24 protein-coding genes and 1 pseudogene are annotated in these 23898 nt (G+C 71.1%); 17 read left to right on the plus strand and 8 right to left on the minus strand.

Features of this window, described 5'->3' with window-relative positions; translation table 11 throughout:
* Positions 1-83: 83 nt before the first annotated feature.
* A complete protein-coding gene (locus AC0VY3_RS03800; protein ID WP_475548931.1) occupies positions 84-869 on the plus strand; it encodes an SAM-dependent methyltransferase in 786 nt (261 codons plus the stop codon).
* Between the two features lie 61 nt (positions 870-930).
* Here AC0VY3_RS03800 and AC0VY3_RS03805 read toward each other — a convergent pair whose 3' ends face one another.
* The gene (locus AC0VY3_RS03805; protein WP_103511317.1) at positions 931-1425 is read right to left on the minus strand and encodes a GNAT family N-acetyltransferase; all 495 of its coding nucleotides are present in this window, start codon (positions 1423-1425) and stop codon (positions 931-933) included.
* 50 nt (positions 1426-1475) lie between these two features.
* Here AC0VY3_RS03805 and AC0VY3_RS03810 point away from each other — a divergent pair, with 50 nt between their 5' ends.
* Positions 1476-2291, plus strand: a complete 816-nt coding sequence (locus tag AC0VY3_RS03810; protein WP_475548932.1) for an exodeoxyribonuclease III — start codon at positions 1476-1478, stop codon at positions 2289-2291.
* A gap of 54 nt (positions 2292-2345) precedes the next feature.
* Here AC0VY3_RS03810 and AC0VY3_RS03815 read toward each other — a convergent pair whose 3' ends face one another.
* The gene (locus tag AC0VY3_RS03815; protein WP_030078478.1) at positions 2346-2987 is read right to left on the minus strand and encodes a MerR family transcriptional regulator; all 642 of its coding nucleotides are present in this window, start codon (positions 2985-2987) and stop codon (positions 2346-2348) included.
* A gap of 168 nt (positions 2988-3155) precedes the next feature.
* Here AC0VY3_RS03815 and AC0VY3_RS03820 point away from each other — a divergent pair, with 168 nt between their 5' ends.
* The 4 genes from AC0VY3_RS03820 to AC0VY3_RS03835 all read left to right on the plus strand — a co-directional run bounded on the left by AC0VY3_RS03820 (position 3156) and on the right by AC0VY3_RS03835 (position 6902).
* On the plus strand, positions 3156-4757 hold the full coding sequence (locus AC0VY3_RS03820; RefSeq protein WP_103511319.1) for a flavin-containing monooxygenase: 1602 nt from the start codon (positions 3156-3158) through the stop codon (positions 4755-4757).
* Entirely contained in the window at positions 4754-5707 is a 954-nt protein-coding gene (locus AC0VY3_RS03825; RefSeq protein WP_103511320.1) for an alpha/beta fold hydrolase, read from the plus strand. The genes AC0VY3_RS03820 and AC0VY3_RS03825 overlap by 4 nt, the downstream gene beginning before the upstream one ends.
* Positions 5704-6597 carry an SDR family oxidoreductase gene (locus tag AC0VY3_RS03830; protein WP_103511321.1) on the plus strand — a complete coding sequence of 298 codons (894 nt, stop codon included), beginning with the start codon at positions 5704-5706 and terminating at the stop codon, positions 6595-6597. Before AC0VY3_RS03825 ends, AC0VY3_RS03830 begins: the two co-directional genes overlap by 4 nt.
* 110 nt (positions 6598-6707) lie before the next feature.
* On the plus strand, positions 6708-6902 hold the full coding sequence (locus AC0VY3_RS03835; RefSeq protein ID WP_103511322.1) for a hypothetical protein: 195 nt from the start codon (positions 6708-6710) through the stop codon (positions 6900-6902).
* A gap of 163 nt (positions 6903-7065) precedes the next feature.
* Here AC0VY3_RS03835 and AC0VY3_RS03840 read toward each other — a convergent pair whose 3' ends face one another.
* On the minus strand, positions 7066-10464 hold the full coding sequence (locus AC0VY3_RS03840; RefSeq protein WP_475548933.1) for a S41 family peptidase: 3399 nt from the start codon (positions 10462-10464) through the stop codon (positions 7066-7068).
* Positions 10465-10648: 184 nt separating this feature from the next.
* Here AC0VY3_RS03840 and AC0VY3_RS03845 point away from each other — a divergent pair, with 184 nt between their 5' ends.
* Positions 10649-11221 carry a TetR/AcrR family transcriptional regulator gene (locus tag AC0VY3_RS03845; protein WP_103511324.1) on the plus strand — a complete coding sequence of 191 codons (573 nt, stop codon included), beginning with the start codon at positions 10649-10651 and terminating at the stop codon, positions 11219-11221.
* A gap of 121 nt (positions 11222-11342) precedes the next feature.
* Complete coding sequence (locus AC0VY3_RS03850; protein ID WP_475548934.1) at positions 11343-13577, plus strand: MMPL family transporter; 2235 nt, start codon at positions 11343-11345, stop codon at positions 13575-13577.
* Between the two features lie 208 nt (positions 13578-13785).
* Here AC0VY3_RS03850 and AC0VY3_RS03855 read toward each other — a convergent pair whose 3' ends face one another.
* Positions 13786-14211, minus strand: coding sequence for an SsgA family sporulation/cell division regulator (locus tag AC0VY3_RS03855; protein WP_242742508.1), 426 nt, complete (start codon positions 14209-14211; stop codon positions 13786-13788).
* Positions 14212-14461: 250 nt separating this feature from the next.
* Between AC0VY3_RS03855 and AC0VY3_RS03860 the strand changes: the two genes are divergently transcribed.
* The 7 genes from AC0VY3_RS03860 to AC0VY3_RS03890 all read left to right on the plus strand — a co-directional run bounded on the left by AC0VY3_RS03860 (position 14462) and on the right by AC0VY3_RS03890 (position 20618).
* The gene (locus AC0VY3_RS03860; RefSeq protein WP_475548935.1) at positions 14462-15538 is read left to right on the plus strand and encodes an energy-coupling factor ABC transporter permease; all 1077 of its coding nucleotides are present in this window, start codon (positions 14462-14464) and stop codon (positions 15536-15538) included.
* A gap of 1 nt (position 15539) precedes the next feature.
* Positions 15540-16301 carry a cobalt ECF transporter T component CbiQ gene (gene cbiQ / locus AC0VY3_RS03865; RefSeq protein WP_103511328.1) on the plus strand — a complete coding sequence of 254 codons (762 nt, stop codon included), beginning with the start codon at positions 15540-15542 and terminating at the stop codon, positions 16299-16301.
* An 8-nt stretch (positions 16302-16309) separates the two neighbouring features.
* Complete coding sequence (locus AC0VY3_RS03870) at positions 16310-17092, plus strand: energy-coupling factor ABC transporter ATP-binding protein (protein ID WP_475551634.1); 783 nt, start codon at positions 16310-16312, stop codon at positions 17090-17092.
* A gap of 208 nt (positions 17093-17300) precedes the next feature.
* Positions 17301-18467 (plus strand): serine hydrolase domain-containing protein, encoded by a 1167-nt coding sequence (locus AC0VY3_RS03875; RefSeq protein ID WP_103511361.1) that lies wholly within the window; start codon positions 17301-17303, stop codon positions 18465-18467.
* Positions 18464-19261, plus strand: a complete 798-nt coding sequence (locus AC0VY3_RS03880; protein ID WP_103511330.1) for an SDR family NAD(P)-dependent oxidoreductase — start codon at positions 18464-18466, stop codon at positions 19259-19261. The genes AC0VY3_RS03875 and AC0VY3_RS03880 overlap by 4 nt, the downstream gene beginning before the upstream one ends.
* 41 nt (positions 19262-19302) lie before the next feature.
* Entirely contained in the window at positions 19303-19773 is a 471-nt protein-coding gene (locus AC0VY3_RS03885) for a GNAT family N-acetyltransferase (protein WP_242742507.1), read from the plus strand.
* A gap of 491 nt (positions 19774-20264) precedes the next feature.
* A complete protein-coding gene (locus AC0VY3_RS03890) occupies positions 20265-20618 on the plus strand; it encodes a hypothetical protein (protein ID WP_242742506.1) in 354 nt (117 codons plus the stop codon).
* A gap of 47 nt (positions 20619-20665) precedes the next feature.
* Here AC0VY3_RS03890 and AC0VY3_RS03895 read toward each other — a convergent pair whose 3' ends face one another.
* From AC0VY3_RS03895 to AC0VY3_RS03905, 3 genes and pseudogenes are all read right to left on the minus strand, one after another.
* Entirely contained in the window at positions 20666-21112 is a 447-nt protein-coding gene (locus AC0VY3_RS03895) for an SRPBCC family protein (RefSeq protein WP_475548936.1), read from the minus strand.
* A 221-nt stretch (positions 21113-21333) separates the two neighbouring features.
* Positions 21334-21693 carry a hypothetical protein gene (locus AC0VY3_RS03900; RefSeq protein WP_103511333.1) on the minus strand — a complete coding sequence of 120 codons (360 nt, stop codon included), beginning with the start codon at positions 21691-21693 and terminating at the stop codon, positions 21334-21336.
* 151 nt (positions 21694-21844) lie between these two features.
* Positions 21845-22105, minus strand: a pseudogene (locus tag AC0VY3_RS03905) (transposase); the annotation flags it as partial.
* Positions 22106-22189: 84 nt separating this feature from the next.
* On the opposite strand from AC0VY3_RS03905, the gene AC0VY3_RS03910 reads away from it, so the two are divergent.
* A complete protein-coding gene (locus tag AC0VY3_RS03910) occupies positions 22190-22726 on the plus strand; it encodes a hypothetical protein (protein WP_475548937.1) in 537 nt (178 codons plus the stop codon).
* A gap of 7 nt (positions 22727-22733) precedes the next feature.
* On the opposite strand, the gene AC0VY3_RS03915 is transcribed toward AC0VY3_RS03910, so the two are convergent.
* The gene (locus tag AC0VY3_RS03915; protein WP_475548938.1) at positions 22734-23180 is read right to left on the minus strand and encodes a GNAT family N-acetyltransferase; all 447 of its coding nucleotides are present in this window, start codon (positions 23178-23180) and stop codon (positions 22734-22736) included.
* 127 nt (positions 23181-23307) lie between these two features.
* Between AC0VY3_RS03915 and AC0VY3_RS03920 the strand changes: the two genes are divergently transcribed.
* A complete protein-coding gene (locus AC0VY3_RS03920; RefSeq protein ID WP_475548939.1) occupies positions 23308-23877 on the plus strand; it encodes a GNAT family N-acetyltransferase in 570 nt (189 codons plus the stop codon).
* Positions 23878-23898 lie beyond the last annotated feature (21 nt).

Raw genomic sequence — 23898 nt, forward strand, 5'->3', positions numbered from 1 at the left:
GTTACTTGACCGTAGGGCGGCGTACGCTTTCCGGGGTGCCGGCGGAGGTCCCGGCCCCGGTTCCGTACGGAGGAGTGGCTTCTGTGACGTCCGCCCCGCAGAGCGACCCGATCGACACGAGCAAGCCCCATCCGGCGCGGGTCTACGACTGGCTGCTCGGCGGCAAGGACAACTACGCGGTCGACCAGGAGGTCGGGGAGAAGCTGCCCGCCGAGGCGAGGGCCAACGCCGCGCGGAACCGGGCCTTCATGCACCGGTCCGCCGCCTGGCTGGCGCGGCAGGGGGTGGACCAGTTCCTGGATGTGGGCACCGGGATACCGACCGCCCCCAATCTCCACCAGATCGTCCAGCGGATCACTCCGACGGCCCGGATCGTCTACGCGGACAACGACCCCATCGTCCTGCGGCACGCGGAGGCGCTGCTGGTCAGCAGCCCCGAGGGGGCGACGGACTATCTGCACGCGGATGTGCGCGAGCCGGAGGCGATCCTCGAACAGGCGAGGAAGGCGCTGGACTTCGACCGGCCGATCGCCTTGTCGCTGATCGCGCTGATGCACTTCCTGCGGGACGAGGAGGATCCGCACGGCATCACGCGGACGCTCGTCGGCGCGCTGGCCCCGGGCAGCTTCCTCGTGCTGTCGCACGGCACGGCCGACCAGCACCCGGAGCTGCGGGAGGAGACGGAGAAGGCGTACCGGAAGGGGGCCATCGCCCTGCGGATGCGGACCCGCGCGGAGGTCGAGCCGTTCTTCGAGGGGCTGGAGCTGGTCGCACCGGGTCTGGTGCCCGCCGCCGAGTGGTACCAGGAGCAGCCCGCGCCCGCCCAGGAGCGCAGTGGGTTCTACGTGGGGGTCGCACGGGTGCGCTGACCGAGGGTCGCGCAGGTGTGCCGGCCCCCGCCCCGGAGCTCGGTATCCCCGGGGCGAAGGATCACGCTCCGGGCTGCTGGAGCGGCTTGGCCATGCAGATGCTGCTGTCGTACTCCCGGTAGTGGCCGAACTTCACATCGCAGACGGTGTAGCCGCACGAGGTGTACAGCGCGACGGCCTCGGGCTGCTGGTCGCCGGTCTCCAGGACCATCCTGGTCCGGCCCGCGGCCCGGGCGTCCTTTTCCAGGGCGGCCAGCATCCGCCTGGCCAGGCCCCGGCCGCGGCCCTCGGGGATCACGAACATCCGCTTGATCTCGGCGTCGCCGTCCTCGTAGCCGTCGGCGTTGCGGTTCTGGGTCCGCCAGCCGCCGGTCGCCACCGGGCGTTCCTGCTCGTCGTAGGCGAGCAGATACAGGCCGTGCGGCGGTACGAACATCGACGGGTCGAGCGGTGTGACATCGCCCTCGTCGCCGTAGCGCTCGGCGTATTCGAGCTGCACCTGGTCGTTGAGTTTGACGGCGTCGGGGTGGTCGAAAGGCCGATTATGAATAAGCATGCTATGTATCGTACATCTATGCGTAGGGGTGGGGTGGGTACTGTTTCGGGATGCTCACAGTGACCTCCGTGAATGTTAATGGGCTCCGCGCCGCCGCCAAGAAGGGCTTCGTCGAGTGGCTGGCGGAGACCGACGCCGATGTGATCTGCCTCCAGGAAGTGCGGGCCGAGCTCGCCCAGCTGCCCGAAGGGGTGGGCACCCCCGAAGGGTGGCACACCGTCCACGCGCCCGCCGCTGCCAAGGGTCGCGCCGGCGTCTCGCTCTACTCGCGGCAGGCCCCCGAGCGGGTCCAGATCGGCTTCGGCGGCTTCGGGGCGCCCGGCGCCGAGGAGTTCGACACGAGCGGCCGGTATGCGGAGATCGACCTCCCCGGTGTCACCGTCGCGAGCCTGTATCTGCCCTCCGGCGAGGTCGGCACCGAGCGCCAGGACGAGAAGGAGCGCTTCATGGCGGCCTTCCTGCCCTACCTCCAGGGTCTGAAGAGCCGGGCGGCGGCGGGGGGCCGTGAGGTCGTGGTCTGCGGTGACTGGAACATCGCCCACCAGGAGGCCGACCTGAAGAACTGGAAGGCCAACCGCAAGAGCTCCGGCTTCCTCCCCGAGGAGCGTGCCTGGCTCACCCGCGTCCTGGAGGAGGCCGCGTACGTCGACGTCGTGCGCCGGCTGCACCCGGACGTCGAGGGGCCGTACAGCTGGTGGTCGTACCGCGGGCGGGCCTTCGACAACGACAGCGGCTGGCGGATCGACTACCAGATGGCGACCCCGGGGCTGGCCGGGCGCGCGGTGAAGGCCTGGGTCGAGCGGGCCGCCACGCACGGCGGGCGCTGGAGCGACCACGCACCGGTGACGGTCGTCTACGAGCGGTAGACCCCGTCGCCCTGGCCCTGCGGGACGGGCGATAGCCCTGCGGGACGGGGGCTGTTACGCCTTCGGGGGCTGTGTGCCGTCCTCGCGGCGCAGCCTCCGGTCCAGGGCCATCGACAGCTCCGCGTCCACCACCGCACGGGCCAGCGGCCGCAGTTGGGCCGGTTCGGTCTCGGCGGCGTGGGCATGCAGTACGCGTACGAAGATTTCGGCGAGCGCGTCCGCGTGCTCGCGGACGCGGCGGCCCGAGGAGAGCACCGTGGACAGCGGCACCCCTTCCCGTACGAGCTCGGCCGACACCTCCAGGAGGCGACGGCTGATGTGCACGATCTCGTCGCCGTCGGTGGCGAGATAGCCCAGGTCCAGCGCGGTGGCGAGGTTCTCCGGCGTGACCTCGCCCTCGAAGTAGTCCGCGAGCTGTTCCGGGGTCAGGCGGACCGGGGTCTCCTCGGTCGGCTCGCCCAGGCCCAGCACCTCGGCGACATCGCGGCCGCTCTCGAAGGTGGCGGCCAGGTCGGCGATGCCGTTGAGGGTGTGGCCGCGCTCCAGCAGGCCCGCGATGGTCCGCAGCCGGGCCAGGTGGTGGTCGTCGTACCAGGCGATGCGGCCCTCGCGGCGAGGCGGTGGGATCAGCCCGCGCTCCCGGTAGAAACGCAGGGTCCGCACGGTGATGCCGGCCTCCTTGGCCAGCTCCTCCATGCGGTATTCGCGGTGCTCGCGTCCTTCAGCCACAGAGGCACCCTATGTTGTACCGCCGGTAACTTTCCTCGGTCCGCCCCCTACCCATCAGTACGGTCCTGCTCTACCCTCCGAACAATGCCAGTGATTGCTGGCAGAGTCGTGTGACGTACCGCGGGAGGCGGCAGCATGGCCCAGCAGGAGCATGTACGTGTGGCGGTGATCGGAACCGGATTCGGGGGCCTGGGGGCCGCCGTCCGGCTGCGCCGCGAAGGCATCACCGATTTCGTCGTCCTGGAGCGGGCCGACTCGGTGGGCGGCACCTGGCGCGACAACAGCTATCCCGGCTGCGCCTGCGACGTACCGTCCCACCTCTACTCCTTCTCCTTCGCCCCCAACCCCGACTGGCCGCGCACCTTCTCCGGGCAGGAGCACATCCGCGCCTACCTGGAGCGCGTCGCCGACACCTTCGGGCTCCGCCCGCACATCCGGCTGAACCACGAGGTGAAGCTGATGAGCTGGGACAAGGAGAACCTGTACTGGGTGATCGAGTCCGCGGGCGGCGCCACGCTCCACGCGGATGTCGTCATCTCCGCCACCGGGCCGCTCTCCGACCCCAAGATGCCCGACATGCCCGGGCTCGACTCCTTCCCCGGCAAGGTCTTCCACTCCGCGCGCTGGGACCACGACTACGACCTGGCCGGCAAGCGCGTCGCGATGGTCGGAACGGGCGCCTCCGCCATCCAGATCGTCCCGGCGATACAGCCGAAGACCGCGAAGCTCACGCTCTTCCAGCGCACCCCGCCCTGGGTCATGCCGCGCATGGACCGCACCATCAGCAAGGCCGAGCGCGCCCTCCACCGGGCGGTCCCCGTCACCGGCACCGCGCGCCGCGGACTGCTGTGGGGCATACGGGAGCTGCAGGTCAGCGCCTTCACCAAGCACCCCGACCAGCTCGGCCTGGTGGAGAAGATAGCCAAGTCCAACATGGCGCGGGCGATCAAGGACCCGGCCCTGCGGGCCAAGCTGACGCCGGACTACCGCATCGGCTGCAAGCGGATCCTGCTCTCCAGCACGTACTACCCGGCGCTCGCCCAGCCCAACGTGGACGTGGTCGCCTCCGGTCTCAGCGAGATACGCGGCTCCACGGTGGTCGCCGCCGACGGCACCGAGGCGGAGGTCGACGCGATCATCTTCGGCACCGGCTTCCATGTGACGGACATGCCGATCGCGGAGCGGGTCGTCGGCGAGGAGGGCATCACGCTCGCCGAGTCCTGGAAGGACGGGATGAACTCGCTGCGCGGCGCGACCGCCGCCGGGTTCCCCAACTGGATGACGATCATCGGCCCCAACACGGGCCTCGGGAACTCCTCGATGATCCTGATGATCGAGTCCCAGCTGAACTACATGGCCGACTATCTGCGGCAGTTGAACGTCCTCGGCGGCCGCGCCGCGCTCGGCGCCCGGTCCGCCTCCGTCACCGCGTGGAACGACAAGGTCCAGCAGCGGATGAAGCGCACGGTGTGGAACACCGGCGGCTGCACCAGCTGGTACCTCGACGAGTCGGGCCGCAACACCACGGTGTGGCCGGGCACGACGGGCGAGTTCCGGCGGCAGACGCGTTCGGTGGACCTCGCGGAGTACGACGTCATCCGGGCCGGCACGGCGGGCGGAGCACAGCGGGCCGCCGGATCCGGGCGCGTACCCGAACAGCCCGGCCGCACCGACCGCGAGGCCGTGACCGCCGCCGCGCCGGAAGCCGGTCCCGTCGCCGAGGAGGCCACGCGATGAGCCGCCTCCTGCACCGCGACGCCGTACCTCCGGTGCCCGCCGCCGAGTTGACCGTACAGTCGGCCGACGGCTCGCGGATACACGTCGAACTGCACGGCCCCGAGGGCGCCCCGGCGGTGGTCCTGGCCCACGGCTGGACCTGCAACACCCGCTTCTGGGACGCCCAGATACGCGAACTGGCCGCCGACCACCGGGTCATCGCCTACGACCAGCGCGGCCACGGTCTCACCCCCGAACCGGGCCCCGGCGGCTACAGCACGAACGCGCTGGCCGACGACCTCGAAGCGGTCCTGGCCGGGACGCTCGCCCCGGGCCGCAAGGCGGTGCTCGCCGGGCACTCCATGGGCGGGATGACGCTGATGGCCGCCGCCGCCCGCCCCGGGCTGCGCGAGCACGCCGCCGCCGTTCTGCTCTGCTCCACCGGCAGTACGCGGCTGACCGCCGAGGCGCGCGTCCTGCCGCTGCGCGCGGGCGCGCTGCGCACCCGGCTCACCACCGCCGTACTGGGCGCGAAGGCACCGCTCGGCCCGGTCACCCCGGTCTCGAAGAAGATCCTCAAGTACGCGACGATGGGCCGGGGTTCGGCTCCGGACCGGGTCGACGCCTGCGCCCGCATCGTGCACGCCTGCCCGCGCCGCGCGAGGGTGGGGTGGGGTCATGTGCTCGCCGAACTGGACCTCGCGGCGGGCGTACGCGAGCTGCGGGTGCCGACCGCGGTGATCGCCGGGACGGACGACCGGCTGACCCCGCCGGTCCACGCCCGGACCATCGCCGACGCGCTGCCGGTCGGCCTCGGCCTGACCGAGCTGGCCGGCATGGGTCACATGACGCCGGTGGAGGCCCCGGAGGCCGTCACGGCGAAGATCAGGGAGCTGGTCACCCGGTACGTCGCCACGGGGGCGGCCGCCACGGGCACGGCCGCCACGGCGGAGAGGGAGGATGTCGCATGAGCAGCAGGCGGAATCTGGAGGGCCAGGTCGTCGTCGTCACCGGCGCGGCCCGGGGCGTGGGCGAGCTGCTGGCCCGCAAGCTCTCCGCGCGCGGAGCGACGCTCGCCCTGGTCGGCCTGGAGGCGGACGAGCTGAAGCAGGTCTCCGAGCGGCTGCACGGCGAGAGCGACCACTGGTTCGCCGACGTCACCGACCACGCGGCGATGTCCCAGGTGGCACAGGAGGTGAAGGAACGCTTCGGCAAGGTCGACGTGGTCGTCGCCAACGCGGGCGTCGCCTCGGGCGGCCCGTTCGTCGACTCCGACCCGGACGCCTGGCGGCGGGTCATCGAGGTCAACCTCATCGGCGGCGCGGTCACCGGCCGGGCCTTCCTGCCGGTGCTGATGGAGAGCCGCGGCTACTTCCTCCAGATAGCGTCGCTGGCCGCGATCACCCCGGCCCCGATGATGACCGCGTACTGCGCGTCCAAGTCGGGCGTCGAGGCCTTCGCGCACAGCCTGCGCGCCGAGGTCGGCTACAAGGGCGTCAAGGTCGGCGTCGGCTATCTCTCCTGGACCGACACCGACATGGTGCGCGGCGCGGACCAGGACGACGTGATGCGTGAGCTGCGCCAGCGGCTGCCGTGGCCGATGAACCGTACGTACCCGCTCGGCCCGGCCGTCGACCGCATCGTCGACGGCATCGCGCGCCGCTCCCCGCATGTGTACGCCCAGTGGTGGCTGCGCGGCATGCAGTCGGTCCGCGGCTATCTGCCCTCCGTGATCGCGATCGGCGGACAGCGCGAGATGCGGCGCTTCGAACCGCGCCTCCACACGGTCTCCAAGGGCTTGGTGGGCGCCGGGGGAGCGGCGGACCAGGACGCACGAGCGGAGCGCGCGGACCGTGGGTGACGATGGGTAGCGGTCCGAAATGCGTGAGATGTCGGGTCGTGTAACGCTGGGCACGGCCCCGCAGGGGGCCATCCCATACGTACCCCACGCATCCCACAGGAGTGAACAGCATGGGTATCGCAGACCAGTTCAAGGACAAGGCGCAGGAGCTCGCCGACCAGGCCAAGCAGAAGGCCGGCGAGGGCAAGGACCAGGCCAAGGAGCGCGGCGAGCAGGCCCGCGACCAGCGGTCGGACTCCTCCTCGGGCATGAAGGACCGTGCCCAGGACGCGGCGGACCAGGCGCGCGAGCGTTTTGACCGTTGACGGTCGTTGAGGTGTGACGCGTACGCGCTGCGGTTCGCGCGTGCGTACGCGTTACGTCAGGAGGCGCACCCGGGTGACCGGGGGCGCCTCCTTCTTTGTCCTCAAGCGCCGGAGGGGCCGAAAGATGCCCTGAGGAGCGGGGTCCGGGGCGGAGCCCCGGGGGCTACCGCGGCGGCAGTGGCGGCCTTCGCAGGTCCGGGGCCGTGTCGTACGACGGTGGGGTCGCCGCCGGGTGGGCGGCCAGGAGGTCCAGGGCCAGGCGGACCGCGTCGTCCAGGACCGCGTAGCGGCCTTCCGCCCAGTCCAGCGGGGTGCGCAGGGCCTCCACGTCCGGTTCGACGCCGTGGTTCTCCACCGACCAGCCGTAGGTGTCGAACCAGGCCGCGTTCATCGGGACCGTGATCACCGTGCCGTCGCCCAGCCGGTGGCGGCCGGTCATGCCGACCACGCCGCCCCAGGTGCGCTGGCCCACCACCGGGCCCAGTTTCAGCAGCCGGAACGCGGCGGTGATCATGTCGCCGTCGGAGGACGTCGCCTCGTCGGCCAGGGCGACGACCGGGCCGCGCGGCGCGTTGGAGGCGTAGCTCACCGCCTGGGCGTTGCGGGTGAGGTCCCAGCCGAGGATCGTGCGGGTGAGCTTCTCCACGACCAGTTCGCTGATGTGGCCGCCCGCGTTGCCCCGGACGTCCACGATCAGGGCCGGACGGGAGACCTCCAGGCGCAGGTCGCGGTTGAACTGGGCCCAGCCGGAGCCGCCCATGTCCGGGATGTGCAGGTAGCCGCACTTGCCGCCGCTCAACTCCCGTACGACGTCACGGCGTTTGGCCACCCAGTCCTGGTAGCGGAGCGGGCGTTCGTCGATCAGGGGCATGATCGCCACCCGGCGGGAGGGGCCGCCGCCCGCCGGGGAGAAGGTCAGCTCGACGGTTGTGCCGCCCGCCGCCGTCAGCAAGGGGTACGGGCCCGTCACCGGGTCCACCGGGCGGCCGTCGACGTGGGTCAGGACCGCGCCCTCGCGGATGCCCGTGCCGGCCAGCGGGGAGCGGGCCTTGGAGTCCGAGGAGTCGCCGGGCAGGATGCGCTGGACGACCCAAGCGCCGTCCCGGCAGACCAGGTTGGCGCCGAGCAGGCCGATCGCGCGCTGGTAGTGCGGCGGGCCCTCGTTGCGGCGGGCGGGGGAGACGTACGCGTGCGAGGTGCCCAGCTCGCCCAGCACCTCGCGCAGCAGATCCGCGAACTCGTCGGGTGAGGCGACCCGTTGGACGAGCGGGCGGTACTGGTCCAGGACGCCGTCCCAGTCGATGCCGCACATGTCCGGCTCCCAGAAGTAGGAGCGGATGATCCGGCCCGCCTCGCCGTACGCCTGCCGCCACTCCGCCCCCGGGTCGACCTCGTGCAGGATGCGGCGCAGGTCCAGATAGACCGTGGAGTCGGTGTCGCCCGGCTCGGTCGCCGGTACGGCGCGCAGTTCGCCGTCGTCCATCACGACGAGGCGGGTCGCGTCGCCGCTGACCGCGAACCAGTCCAGGTGGTCGACCAGTTCGGTCTTCCGGGCCTTCGCGATGTTGAAGTGCTCCAGGGTGGGCCGCCCCGACATGTCGGCCGGGTTCGCGAAGGTCTCGCCCAGTGCGCCCGAGATCGGCCAGCGCAGCCAGACCAGGCCGCCGCCGCTCACGGGGGCGAGCGCCGAGTACTTGGAGGCGGAGACCGGGAACGGCGTCACCCGGCTCTCCAGGCCCTCGAACTCCACCATGACCGTGGAGCCCTCGCCCGTAGCTCCTGCTTCCGGAACGTCTATCGGGTCCAGGCCCCCCGCCGCCGGGCGCCCGTCGGGGGAGAGCGCGAAGGGCGAGGGCGTCGCCGAGGAGAGCGGGACCAGATACGGGCGGCAGCCGAGCGGGAAGGACAGGTCGCCGGTGTGGACGTCGTACACCGGGTCGAAGCCGCGCCAGGACAGGAAGGCCAGATAGCGGCCGTCCTCCGTGAAGACCGGGTTCTCGTCCTCGAAGCGGCCGTTGGTGACATCGACGATCACCGGGGCGCCGGGGCCGGAGATCCGGGCCAGCTTGATCTGCCGCAGCGCCCGGCCGACGCCCGGGTGCGACCAGGTCAGCCAGTCGCCGTCGGGGGAGAAGGCGAGGTCGCGGACCGGGCCGTTGACGGAGCGGATCAGCTCGGTGAGGCCCGGGTGCTCGTCCACCGGCGCCGCGCTGTCCGGGGTCGCCGCGCCCGTGGCCGCGTGGAGGTCGGCCCGGGTCGAGCCGCTGGGGGGCTTCTCCACGGTTTCCAGGGGCCCCGCCGTCTCCGCCTCGGGCTCCGCCGTGTCCAGGAGCAGCAGGCGGCCGTCGTTCGATGCGATGGCGAGGCGTTCGCCGTCCGGGTCGGAGATCATCTCCTGGACCCGGCCCAGCTGCCCGGTGGCCAGCCTGCGCGGCGGGCGGTCGCCGCTGGCGCGCGGCAGATAGGCGATCTCGACCGCGTCCGGCCCGTCGGCGTCGGTGACGTACGCGACCTGTCCGCCGCTGCCGAGCATCTCCGGCAGCCGCACCCGTACGCCCGGGGTGTCGGCGATGGTGCGGGCGGGGCCGTCGCGGTGGGTGAGCCAGTAGAGGCTGCCGCGTACGGTGACGGCGCTGGCCCGGCCCGTCTCGTCGACGGAGAGCGAGTCGACGTTGCTGGCGGCGGGCACTTGGTGGACGCGCCGGCCGGTGCGCGGCCCTCCGAGGCGTACCTCCAGCTTGCGCGGGGTGGCGTCGGGCGCCTCCAGGTCCTCGACCAGCCAGAGGTCGCCGGCGCACTGGTAGATCACCCGGCGGCCGTCGCTGGAGGCGTTACGGGCGTAGAACGCGTCGTGGTCGGTGTGGCGGCGCAGGTCGGTGCCGTCCATCAGGCAGGAGTAGAGGTTGCCGACGCCCTCGTGGTCGGAGAGGAACGCGATGCGGCGGCCGACGAACATCGGGTTGGCGAGGTGGCCGTCGATGTCCGGGAGCAGACGTTCGCCGTGCAGCCACAGGCGGCCCATGGCCCCGCCCCGGTAGCGCTTCCAGGCGGCCGGTTCGTGCGGGGGCGTGCCGGTGAGGAGCAGGGTGCGGCGCTCGCCGTCGATGTCGGCGACCGCGATGTCGGAGACCGGGCCCCAGGGGAGCCGGCCGCCGGGGCTTCCGTCGGTGGGGACGCTGTAGGCCCAGGAGAAGTAGGAGAACGGCTGGTTGTGCGAGGACACGGCGAGGATCTGGCAGGCCTCGCCCGGATCGGGGCTCCAGCCGCAGACCCGGGCGTCGGTCGAGCCCCAGTGGGTGAGCCGGCGGGCCGGCCCGCCGTCCACCGGGGCGAGGTGGATCTCGGGGTCCAGCGTGCGCCAGGTCGTGTAGGCGATGGAGGTGCCGTCGGGCGAGAAGCGCGGATGGCTGACCCGGGTCCGGTCGACGGTCACCCGCCAGGCCCGTCCCGGGCGGTGCCCGGCGGGGGCGAGGGGTGCGACCCAGAGGTCGTCCTCGGCCGCGAAGCACAGCAAGTCCTGGTGGAGGTGCGGGAAACGGAGATACGCGACGTCGTCACTCACCCCCCAATGTTTTCGGTGCGCGGAGTCCGGGGCAACTTGTGGCGCACGACACAAGCGAAACGATTTCGTTTCGCTGAGCGGTGGGGGTACGGTTCAGGTGTACGAAACAGTTTCGTTCGATGCCGAGCGGGACTGAACGAGCACGAGCGGGACACCGGACAGGTGAAGCGAAGGAGGTCGGCACATGGCACGCACCAGGCTGACCCCCGAGCGTGAGGGCGAGCTCTACGAGGCCGTTCTCGACCTGCTCCGCGAGGTCGGCTACGACGCCCTGACCATGGACGCCATCGCCGCCCGCACCCGGTCCAGCAAGGCCACCCTCTACCGCCAGTGGGGCTCCAAGCCCGAGCTGGTCGCGAAGGCGCTGCGGCACAACAAGCCGGGGAACCTCGCGGACATCGACACCGGTTCGCTGCGCGGGGACTTCCATGCCGCGCTGAGCCGGACCGACGACTGCCAGATGGAGAAGGACGCCGCGCTGATGCGGGGTCTGAGCCATGCCGTCCATGAGTACCCCGAGCTGCTCCAGGCCCTGCGTGAGCTGCTGATCGAACCGGAGATGACCGGGTTCGACCAGATGCTGCAACGGGCGATGGACCGGGGTGAGCTGAGCCCGGACAATCCGGCGCTGAAGTACATCCCGCACATGCTGGTCGGCGCGCTGGCCGCCCGGCAGCTGATCGAGGACCGTCCTGTCGACCAGGCGTTCCTCGTCGATTACGTGGACTCCGTGGTTCTCCCCGCCCTCGGTGTCTGACGTCCCCGACCCACCCGCACGGCCCTCTCCCCGACGCTCCACCTGACACGCCGCTCTCGTCGTCGGGCTGGTTCCTCACGCCCAGTTTCCACTCATACGACCTGACCGGGAGTACGCCCCCGTGGCCACTTTCCTCTACAAGCTCGGACGGCTCACCTTCCGCCGCCGCGGCTTCGTCGCCCTGATCTGGGTGGCGTTGCTGGCGGTCGCCGGAATCGGTGCGGCCACCGCGTCCACCGCCACCTCCAGTTCCTTCTCGATCCCCGGTACGGAGGCGCAGCGCGCCTTCGACCTCCTGGAAGAGCGCAACCCCGGCGGCAGCGCCGACGGCGCGACCGCCCGGGTCGTCTTCCAGGCGCCCGAGGGCGAGAAGGTGACCGACGCCGAGAACAAGCGCGAGATCAGCGGCATCGTCAAGGAGCTGCAGTCCGGCTCGGACCAGATCGCCGTGGTCGCCGACCCGTTCCAGCAGCAGGCCGTGAGCCAGAACGGTTCGACGGCGTACATCTCGGTCTCCTACAAGGTCAACTCCATGGAGCTGACCGACGCGACCCGGGAGGCCCTGGAGGACGTGGGCAAGGAGGCGCAGAGCAGCGGCATGAAGGTGGAGATCGGCGGCGACGCCCTCCAGGTCATGCCGCACACCGGGACCGCCGAGATCATCGGCGTCGTCATCGCCGCCATCGTCCTCGTCATCACCTTCGGTTCGCTGATCGCGGCGGGTCTGCCGCTGGTGACCGCGCTCGTCGGGGTCGGCATCGGGGTCTCCACGATCACCGCCCTGGCCAGCGTGATGGACCTGGGCTCCACCACCTCGATCCTCGCCATGATGATCGGCCTCGCGGTCGGCATCGACTACGCCCTCTTCATCGTCTCCCGCTACCGCGCCGAGCTGGCGGAGGGCCGGGAGCGCGAGGAGGCCGCCGGGCGGGCCGTGGGAACCGCCGGATCCGCGGTCGTCTTCGCGGGCCTGACCGTGGTCATCGCGCTGGCCGGCCTCGCCGTCGTCAACATCCCGATGCTGACGAAGATGGGCCTCGCCGCCGCCGGTACGGTCGCCATCGCCGTCCTCATCGCGCTCACGCTCGTCCCGGCCGCCCTCGGCTTCGCGGGCAGGCGGATCATGGGACGCAAGGCACGCAAGGCCGCCGAGGCGGAGAAGAGCCCCGAGGCCAAGCCGAACATGGGCACCCGCTGGGCGCGGTTCGTGCTGCGCAAGCCGGTCTGGGTGATGCTCGTCGGCGTCCTCGGCCTCGGCATCATCGCCGTACCGGCCGCCTCGCTGGAGATGGGCCTGCCCGACGACGGCGCCCAGCCGAAGTCGACCACGCAGCGCCAGGCGTACGACATGCTCTCGGACGGCTTCGGCCCCGGGTTCAACGGTCCGCTGCTGACCGTCGTCGACACGAAGAACAGCTCCGACGGGAAGGCCGCCGCCGACCGGGTCGCCGAGGAGATCGAGGCGCTCGGCGTCAGCGCCGTCATCCCGCCCGTCTTCAACAAGGCCGGCGACACCGCGACGATCACGGTCATCCCGAAGGACCGGCCGTCCTCCCACGCCACGGAGGAGGTCGTCCACGACATCCGTGACGCGGGCAAGGACATCAAGGCCGACACCGGGGCCGAGGTCCTGGTCACCGGCGCCACCGCGATGAACATCGACTTCTCGCAGAAGATGAACGACGCGCTGCTGCCCTACCTGGCGCTCGTCGTCGGCCTCGCTTTCCTGCTGCTGATGCTGGTCTTCCGCTCGATCCTCGTTCCGCTGAAGGCGGCCCTGGGCTTCCTGCTCTCGGTGGTCGCGGCACTCGGCGCGGTCGTCGCGGTCTTCCAGTGGGGCTGGCTCGGCTCGCTCTTCGGCGTCGAGCAGACCGGTCCGATCATGAGCATGATGCCGATCTTCATGGTCGGTGTGGTCTTCGGTCTGGCGATGGACTACGAGGTCTTCCTCGTCACCCGGATGCGTGAGGCGTACGTCCACGGCGAGAGCCCGGGCCAGGCCATCGTGACCGGCTTCAAGCACGGGGCGCGCGTGGTCACGGCGGCGGCCGTGATCATGATGGCGGTCTTCTCCGGCTTCATCGGCTCCAGCGAGCAGATGATCAAGATGATCGGCTTCTCGCTCGCCATCGCCGTCTTCTTCGACGCCTTCGTGGTGCGCATGGCGATCGTGCCCGCCGTCCTGGCTCTGCTGGGCAGGAAGGCCTGGTGGCTGCCGGGCTGGCTGGACCGGGCGCTGCCCAACGTGGACGTGGAGGGCGAGAAGCTGCAGAAGCAGCTGACCGACGAGCCCGGCTCCGAGCAGGGGCCCGGTGACGGCGGCGGCGAGGGTGAGCGCGAGCTCGTCCGCGTCTGACCCGATCGCTGCGAGGCCTGCGAGCCCTGCGAGCTCCGGGACCCGCGTCTGAGCGGAGCGCGGCCCCGGAAGCGCCGGTTACCTGTGGGGACGGGGGCCGGGGCACAGCGAAAGCCCCCGTGCCGAGACGGCACGGGGGCTTTCCGTTGTTCCGACGCTTGTCCTGACGCTGTTCTTCCTTGGTGCGTGCGGACTTCGGTTGTGCCAATCAGCCGCGGGCCGGCTGCGCGCCTGCCTCCGGGCGGTTGGTGGTGGTCGTACGTGACGGCGGCTGCGGCTCCCGGCCGCCGTCCTTCGGTGCGGCCGACGCCTGCGCGCGGGCGCGGGCGAGGAAGCGCATCAGCGTCCGGATCTCGAACTGGAACACCTCGACGCCGTCGGTCGAGTGCAGTTCCACGATCAGCTGCGTACGGCCGCACGGCCAGACGCGGACGGCGCCGCGCTCGATCGGGGTGCGCAGGCCGCGTTCCAGGAGGTCGAGGCCGAACGCCCAGTCGACGCCGTCGGGCAGCCCGATGTGGACGGTTCGCCGTTCGTCGGCCGGGTCGTAGCGCAGGTCCACGGGGACCGGACGGGTCAGGGGGCCATCGGTGATGAGCCGGGCCCGAGCATGTACTTCGACGACAGGGGACATAGGCCGGCTCCTCCTATATATGTAGCTCTGCCCTCTAATGTCCCATATTTTGCGGAAGCGGCGCGGTGAGCGTGTGCTCACGTGACAGCGCGTGAGCCCGAGGGCTCACGCGGCCCAGGTGCTGGGCTGCTGCTCTTGCGCATGGTTCGCAGGAGGGCACTATTATTGACGGGTTCATGACCCCGCCCCGCAGGACCGCGTCCGCACGGGCGCGGAGACCGCGTGGACCCCGCAGGAAGCGGAGCCTCCCATGCATGTACCCGATGGATTCATCGATGCACCTGTCTCCGTGGCCGCCGGGGTGGTGGCCGCCGGCGCGGTGGCCGTCAGCCTGCGCGGCGCCCGCCGCGAGCTGGACGAGCGCACCGCCCCGCTCGCCGGGCTCGTCGCCGCCTTCATCTTCGCCGTGCAGATGCTCAACTTCCCGGTGGCCGCCGGTACCAGCGGGCACCTGATGGGAGGGGCGCTGGCCGCGATCCTCGTCGGGCCGTACACCGGGGTGCTCTGCGTCGCGGTGGTGCTGCTGATGCAGGGCATCTTCTTCGCCGACGGCGGCCTCACCGCCCTCGGCGTCAACATCACCGTCATGGGCGTCGTCACCGTCGTCGTCGCGTACGGCCTGTTCCGGCTGCTGACCGGCGTGCTCCCGCGCACCCGGCGGTCGGTCACCGCCTCCGCCTTCGTCGCCGCCCTGGTCTCCGTACCGGCCGCGGCCGCCGCCTTCACGCTCCTCTACGGGATCGGCGGCACCACCGACATCCCGATCGGCAAGGTCCTCACCGCCATGGTCGGCGTACACGTCCTGATCGGCATCGGCGAGGCGGTCATCACCGCGCTGACCGTGGGCGCGGTCCTGGCCGTGCGCCCCGACCTCGTGCACGGCGTCAGCGGACTCGCCGCCCCCCTCAAGCTCCGGATCGACGGCGAACTGGTCGACGCCCCGGCCGCCACCCGCGAGCCCGAGCCCGCCGCCGCCCGCTCCGACCGCGGGTTCTCGATCACCGGCCTGGTCTCCGCGTTCCTGCTCGCCGGGGTCGTCTCCTTCTACGCCTCCGCCAACCCGGACGGCCTGGAGAAGGTCGCCGCCGACCAGGGCATCGACGAGAAGGCCGAGGAGCACGGCGCGGCCGACTCCCCGCTCGCCGACTACGGCGTCGGCGACATCGCCGACGCCCGGCTCTCCGGCGGCCTCGCCGGGGTGATCGGCGTCAGCGCGACCGTCGTCGTCGGCACCGGGGTGTTCTGGGTGGTGCGCCGCCGCGAGGACGGGAGCGCCGGCGTCTCCCGCGAGAACGCCGCCGCTTCCCGAGAGCACGAGAACAGCTGACATGGGTGCGGGCCACGCCCACAAGCTCTACCGGCAGGGACACTCGCCGGTCCACGACCTGCCGCCGCACTGCAAACTCGCCGCCGTCTTCTGCTTCGTGCTCGTGGTCGTCTCCACCCCGCGCGAGGCGATGTGGGCCTTCGGGCTGTACGCGGCGCTGCTCGCCGCCGTCGCCGCGGTGGCCCGCATACCCGCAGGCTTCCTGCTGAAGCGGTTCGTCGTCGAGGTGCCGTTCGTCGCGTTCGCCCTGCTCATGCCGTTCGTGGTGCCGGGCGAGCAGACGACCGTGCTCGGCCTCACCGTCAGCGTCCCCGGCCTCTGGGGCGCCTGGAACGTGCTGGCCAAGGCCACCCTCGGCGTCGCCGCCTCGGTGCTCCTGGCCTCCACCACCGAACTGCGCGCCGTCCTGCTCGGCCTCCAGCGCCTCAAACTGCCGCCGCTGCTCGTCCAGATCGCCTCGTTCATGATCCGGTACGGGGACGTCGTCACCGACGAGATGCGGCGCATGGCGATCGCCCGCCGCTCCCGTGGCTTCGAGGCGCGCGGCGTACGGCAGTGGCGGGTGCTCGCGGCCTCGGCGGGCGCTCTGTTCATCCGCTCCTACGAACGCGGCGAACGCGTCCACCTCGCCATGGTGAGCCGGGGATACACGGGCACGATGCCGGTGATCGACGAGGTGACGGCGGACCGGACCCAATGGGCGTACGCGGCGACGCTCCCCGTACTCGCGCTCGCGATCTGTCTGTTGGGATGGACCCTGTGACCCCTGCCATGGAAGACGCCTCGCCGGACACCCCGCCGACTGCCCCGTCGCTCGAAGTCAGCGGCCTCGCCTACGCCTACCCCGACGGCCACCAGGCCCTCTTCGGGGTGAACCTGACCGTCGGACGCGGCGAACGCGTCGCGCTCCTCGGCCCCAACGGAGCGGGCAAGACCACCCTCGTCCTGCACCTCAACGGCATCCTCGACGCCGGCTCGGGCACGGTGCGCGTCGCCGGACTCCCGGTCGCCAAAAGGAATCTGGCCGAGATCCGCCGCCGGGTCGGCATCGTCTTCCAGGACCCCGACGACCAGCTGTTCATGCCCACCGTCCGCGAGGACGTCGCCTTCGGGCCGGCCTCCGCCGGGCTGCGCGGCCCGGAGCTGGAGGAGCGGGTGCTGCGCGCCCTGAAACAGGTCGGCATGGCGGAGTTCGCCGCCCGGCCGCCGCACCACCTCTCCTTCGGGCAGCGCCGCCGCGTCGCCGTGGCCACCGTCCTCGCGATGGAGCCGGAGATCCTCGTCCTGGACGAACCCTCGTCCAACCTGGACCCGGCCTCCCGCCGCGAACTGGCCGACATCCTGCGCTCCTTGGACGTCACCGTGCTGATGGTCACCCACGACCTGCCGTACGCCCTGGAGCTCTGCCCGCGTGCCGTCATCCTCAGCGAGGGCGTCATCGCCGCCGACGACCGCACGCAGGACCTCCTCTGCGACGAGCAGCTGATGCGCTCCCACCGGCTGGAGCTGCCGTTCGGCTTCGACCCGCGTTCGGTCGCCGTTCCATCGCCGTAAACAGATCGTGACAGTGCGGTGGTCACGGCGACCCGCTCCGCGAACACCCCGCCGGGGCGTGCACCATGGGGGGATGAGCGGGAGCGCGGGAGTGAGCACGACGGGCGCGGAAGCGGAACCGGAACCGCACGCGGGAGCGGGCAGGGACGTGGGAGCGGGTACGGACGCGGCCGAGGCAGAGAAAGCGTCCGGGGCCCTGGCCGGCGCCGTGGACGTACGGGGCACGGTGGCGCCCGGATTCGAACCGGTCGCGGACGCGTTCGTCCGCAACTTCGAGCAGCGCGGGGAACGCGGCGCGGCCGTCGCCGTCTACCGCCACGGGCGCAAGGTCGTCGACCTGTGGGCCGGTACGAGAGACGTCGACGGCACCGAACCGTGGGCCGTCGACACCGTCCAGATCGTCCGCTCGGCCGGCAAGGGCATCGCCGCCGCCGTCCCGCTCCTCCTCCACCAGCGCGGACAGGTCGACCTGGACGCCCCGGTCTCCACCTACTGGCCGGAGTTCAGGACGAACGGCAAGGAACGCGTCCTCGTCCGCGACCTCCTCGCCCACCGGGCCGGGGTGCCCGCCCTGGACACCGCCCTCACCCCCGCCGAGGCCGCCGACGGGGTCTCCGGGCCCGCCGCCGTCGCCGCCCAGCGCCCGCAGTGGGAGCCCGGCACCGACCACGGCTACCACGCCCAGACCTACAGCTGGCTGATCGGCGAACTGGTCCGCCGCGCCACCGGCCGTACCATCGGCCGCTGGGTCGCCGAGGAGATCGCCCGCCCGCTCGGCCTCGACTTCTGGTTCGGGCTCCCCGCCGACGAGGCCCATCGCATCGGCCGCATCGGCCCGGTCGAGCCCCCGGCCGCAGCCGCCTCGTCCGGCGCCCTGCGCGTACGCCCCAAGCGCTCCGTGGTCGAGGCCTACCGCGACCCGGACTCGCTCACCCGCCGGGCGTTCGCCGCGATCGACCCGTTCCCCGACGAGAACGACCCCGCCTACCGCGCGGCCGAACTCCCCGCGTCGGGCGGCATCGCGACCGCCCGGGGCCTGGCCCGCTGCTACGCCGCGATGATCGGCCCGGTCGACGGCCACCGCCGGCTGTTCGCCCCCGCCACGCTCACCCTGGCCCGCACCGAGGAGTCGGCGGGCCCGGACCGCGTCCTGGTCGTCAACACCCGGTTCGGCCTCGGCTACATGCTGCACGGACCGGCCTCCCCGCTGCTGGGCCCCGGCTCCTTCGGCCACCCGGGACGCGGCGGCTCCCTCGGCTTCGCCGACCCGGAATCGGGCATCGCGCTCGGCTATGTGACCAACGGCCTCCAGAAGGGAGTCACCGCCGACCCCCGTGCCCAGGCCCTGGTCAGGGCAGTACGGTCGGCGCTATGAGACACGAGCGGACATCAGCCCGGTTCGACGGCTACAGCGTCCTGATCACCGCCGCCGGCCAGGGCATAGGCGCGGCAACGGCCCGCCGTCTGGCGGCGGAAGGGGCCTCCGTCCTCGTCACCGACCTGGACGCCAAGCGCGCCGCCCACACGGCGGCGGCGATCCGCGAGGCGGGTGGCAGCGCCGCATCCCTCGTCTGCGATGTGGCCGACCGGGCGGCGGTGGAGGCGGCGGTGGCGTACGCGGTCGAGACCTTCGGCGGCCTGGACGTCCTGGTCAACAACGCCTACGCGGCGAGCGACGACGCCAGGCTCTTCGAGGACGAGACGGACGAGGGCTGGGAACGCGACCTGGACATCACCCTCTCCGGCCCGTTCCGCTGCGCCCGCGCCGCCCTGCCGCATCTGGTCGCCTCGGGCCGGGGCGCGATCGTCACCATCGGCTCGGTCAACGGCGAACAGGACTTCGGCGGCCACGCGTACAGCGCCGCCAAGGCGGGCCTCACCAGCCTGACCCGTACGCTCGCGGGCCACGCGGGACCGCGCGGTGTACGCGTCAACCTGGTCGCCCCCGGCACGATCCGCACCGACGCCTGGGCGGGCCGCGACGCGGAGTTGGCCCGGGCAGCGGCGCTCTACCCGCTCGGCCGGATCGGCACCCCCGAGGACATCGCGTCCGCCGTCGCCTTCCTCGCCTCCACCGACGCGGCCTGGATCACCGGAACGACGCTGCGCGTGGACGGCGGGATCCTCGCGGTGAACACCGGCTTCCGGCAGGCGATGGCGCAGCCGTAATTCCGTGGTCGGCTACCGCGAGGGGGACCTACCCTGCGCGGATGATGAACCACGGACACACCGACAAGACCGGCCGCCCCGTCACCCTGCGCGCGGTGGACGCGGACAACTGGCGGGCGGTCGCCGACAGCGCACCCCACGACGACCAGCGCGACTGGGTCCCGGCCCTGGCCGCCCGCTACCTGGTGCTGAGCAGCCGCGAGGACACCTGGACCTCGCTGGCGGTCCTGGCCGGCGACCAGGTGACCGGCCACATCATGTGGGCCCGGGACGAGGAGGACGGCTCGTACTGGATCGGCGGCGTGCTGATCGACGCCGCCCACCAGGGCACCGGCATCGGCGGAGCCGCCGTGCGCACCCTGGCGGCCTGGCTCTCCGCCCGCGAGGACAGCACCGCCGTACGCCTCTCCTACGCCCCGGAGAACGAGGCCGCCGCCCACCTGTACACCGCGCTCGGCTTCCGGCCGACGGGGGCGGAGGAGGACGGGGAGGTGGTGGTGGAGCTGCGGTAGGACGTCATCTCATCCGGTGAGCCTGCCGGGGCACGCGAGGAAGTCGACCCTCGGTCCTGGTTTCACCAGAGCATGCTTCGGTCCTACCGAGCCGAACGCGTCCAGACTTCGTGGTGAGACCATTCTCGGGATGAATGGGCACGAGAACATCAACTACAGCAACGGCTCCTGGAAGAATTATGCTTCCTCCAGTCGGGGCAGGCCGGATCACAGTCCGAGAGTTGGCCCGGTCCGGCAAGGGTGGGTGATCCTTGCACAGCAGGCAGGGTCTTCCGTTGTGGTGATCAGCGAACTCGACACTCGATGATCACCGGAAACCCGGCGTCGAGGCTTCGGCTTGTTTCCCCTGGTATCCGAGGGGCATGGGCACTCACGCCCTCCGCGCCGGCCGGCCGCGACCGCACCATTGAAGTTCAGCACCCCACCAATTTTGCACTGTTGGGGTGATTCCGTGCGGCTCTTCGCCGAAGTTCGGGGGGAACATCGGGTTCGTGGATAGTGTGGCGCCACCATCGACGGAAATATCAGCGGAGGTCAGCGTGGCCTGGTATGGAAATTCCGGCTTCGAGGAAGTGTATTTCAAATTTCCGGCAGAAAAAGGCACCGCGAGGACTCAGACGCTCGCCTTGGATCCGGAAAAGAATGTACAGAACGGATTTGCTGTTCTTTCGGGATTCGATCTCTACTACACCAACAAAAATCAGTTTCAGTACGGGGATCTGAAGATTGACCTCAAGCTGAATGGTGACGCCGCATCGATTACGTGCAGCGTGGCCCTTCGAGACGGCTCGGACGGCCGGGAGTGGAGCGGCTGGGTGAAAGCGGTGGCGGTTTTCCTCGCCTAGTGGCGGTGTGCGTACTCGGCCGTTGATCGTGAACCCGTGCTGCGACCCTAGGAGCTACGGCGCACGATCGAGTTGGCATAGGACGCGAGGTCGTGGACCCAGACCTGCAGACGCTGCCTCCTGAGCGTCTCCAGGCCGGGGAGGGTGCGCCGGTAGGTCGCTGACCAGGTGATGTCGGTGCCGCCACGGGGGGATCGGGCAAGGCCCACGGATCCGCGATGAGATGTGAACAGCCCCGAGGCCTGTTCGTAGCTGAACCGCTGGTCGGGAACCATCTCCACGACGCGCTCATGGCAGTGCACACGTCCGGTGAGGGTACGGATGGTACGCCGGTCACCCACGCGTGCCGGTCGGTCGATTCCCGCGGGCACATCCCACTCGACGTCGGCGTGGGCGGACCACAGCGGCCAGGACTCCGCATGCACGAGCGCCGCGTAGACGATGGCGGCAGAAGCCGATGAGTGCGAAGAAGCAGTAACAGCGAGGGGCGGCACCCCAACAAGGGTAGACCGCGTCTCACCAGAACGTGAGGCCGAGAGGCCGGATGCTCCCGGGAGCATCCGGCCGTGGGGAAAGCGGTGGTAGTGGTTGACGACCAGGCGTCGCCTCGGCTTTCGACAGCGCTGGGGTACTTGCCAGGGCAGCATCGAGGTGCTCCTGGTGAAGTACGTGCTTCCTGCGCTCGTGAGTACCGGTCAGTCCGGCTGCTCTGCCTCTACCAGGCGTTCCAGAGCACACCATGGCGGTGGCGGACCGGCGGTATATCCGCGTCGTCAAGGTCGTGGCCAGCTCGGTGCAGCGCGCGGATCCGCTGGGCCTCGAGTCGCCCCTGGAGCCGGGCGCGGCCCTCAGCTGACGCGATCTCGCCGGTGAACGAGCCCTTCCTGCAGTACAGCACCATCCACTGCCAAGAGGTCATCCGGCGCAGCGTCTTCGCCGGGGCAGGGCGACGGCCTTCACGGGCTGCTTGGGCCAGTTCAGCGTTCGCGTAGCGCAGGTCATACAGGAACGTGGACTCCGACGCGCCCTCTCGGCGGCGGAGCCGGCTGGGAGTCGTACGGACAGTTCGGGACATCAGGGAGCCTCCGTAAGGCCCTCCGGGCTTTCCAGAGGTACCTACGGCGGGTGCGTAGTGGTCAGCACAACCCGGCTCCCTCGTCCCACGTGCCCATGTCTCTCCTCGCGCAGCCGTCTGAGGATCGTCGCACTGGCCACTGACAGTGCGCTCAGGTGGCAAGCAGTACCCGCTTGCGCGGAAGGTTCGAGGCGGCGCGTCCGTACATCTGCCGCTTGATCATGGTGATGCGGTTGACATGGCTTTCGACCGCGCCCGAGCTCCAGGGCAGGGTGAGACCGGCGATGACGGCATCGCGGTCGCGGTCGACGCCGGCAGCAAGGGTATGGAGACGGGGCAGATCGTCCTGCCGGACGGCGGCGAGCCAGTCCGGGAGACGCTCGCCCTGGCGCTCGGTCAGCATGACCGCGAAGAGGAGCGCCCCGTGGCGAGGCCGGTGTGACAGGCGCGGGAAAGCCCGGGTGGAATGGCCGGTTCCTCACCTAGGCTCCCGATCATGTTCAAGTCAGGGGTGGGGTTCTTCGCGTTGTTCGGCCTCGGCTGGTGGCTGCTGGCCACGAGCGCGTTCAGCGGCACGGTCCGGCTGGTCGCGGTGGTGGCCGGCTGTGCGGTCACGGTGGGACTGATGCTCGCCGCGCGCCGTTTCCTTCCCGCGTCGGCTGGAGGGCCGTTCCCCGCCGATCGGCGACGGCGGTTCAACCGGATCAACGGTCTCCAGTGGCTGCTGATCGTCGCCATCGCGGTGGTGTGCTCGCGCGCCGGGGTGCCGGTGCTGATTCCCCCGCTGGTCGCGCTGGTGGTCGGAGCGCACTTCCTCCCGCTTGCCGCGGTGTTCGAGCAGCCCCGGCTCCGGGTGCCCGCGGCGCTGCTGGTCGCTGCCGGACTGTCGGGCCTGGCCATATGGCTGGCGGACGGCCCGGACAGCGCCGTACGCCTGACCGTGGGCCTCGTCTCCGCTCTCTGCCTGTGGGGCATGGCCCTGTGGACGGTCGCCGGGGCGGCTTCCGCCGCCGGGCGCGGTGTCACGGAGTAAGGGCCGGTCAGGTCGTCGGGCTCAGGATCATCAGCATCGTGGGGTCGGACACGGGGACGAACCCGACCTTGGCGTACAGCTCGTGGGCGTCGAGCGTGGCGAGGAGGGTCCGCTTGAGTTCGTACGGGGCGAGGTGGTCGCGCACGGCGGTCGCCAGACGTACGCCGAGGCCCCGGCCACGGTGCGCGGGGTCCACGTAGACGTCGCAGAGCCAGGCGAAGGTGGCATGGTCCGTGACGACCCGGGCATAGGCGACCTGCGTCCCTCCGCCGTCGTACACACCGAAGTTGAGCGAACCGCGCAGGGACCGCTCGACGAGGTCCCGGCTGCGGCCGAGCGCCCAGAAGGCGTCGGTGGAGAGCCAGTGGTGTACGAGGCCGATGTCGACGCGGTCCGGATCGGTGTCGATGACGTACGCGTCTCCGCCGGGCTGGGCGCTGGTCGTGGTGGTCATGGGCCGGGATGGTAGTCGCGGCGCGGAGATCCGGCTGTTGGTGGGGGTGGCCGTCCGCGATGCCCGCGGAGCGACACCGCCGATAAACGGATGGCGGGGGCGGGTGTCACTCGGCAGGATGCTCCGCATGACGCTGCCCACCCCCGAGTTGCACACCGAGCGCCTGCGACTGCGGCCGTTCACCGACGCCGACGCGGAAGCGCTCTACGCGCTGCAGAGCAGCGCCCACGTACTGCGGTACTGGGACTCCCCGCCGTGGACCGATCCGGCCCGTGCCCAGCGCTTCCTCGCGACCTGCCGGAGGATCGAGGAGGAAGGCTCGGGAGCGCGGGTGGCCGTCGAACGCGTCTCCGACGGCTCGTTCCTCGGCTGGTGCGGCCTGACCAGCTGGAACTCGGATTTCCGCAGCGCGTCCCTGGGCTATGTCTTCGACGCCGCCGCATGGGGCAACGGTTACGCCACGGAGACCGCGCACGCCGTCCTGCGGTGGGCGTTCGACGCCCTGGACCTGAACCGCGTCCAGGCCGAGACCGACACCCGCAACGTGGCGTCCGCCCGGGTCCTGGGGAAGCTCGGCTTCGTGCGCGAAGGAACACTCCGCGAGGACTGCGTCGTCAACGGTGACGTCTCCGACTCCTGGGTCTTCGGCCTCCTCCGCCGCGACTGGCACGCGACGGCCGGCCGGGTAGTGCTCTGACCGGGAAGGTTCACCGGTTCG

This window comes from Streptomyces sp. iso_384 (assembly GCF_056172905.1).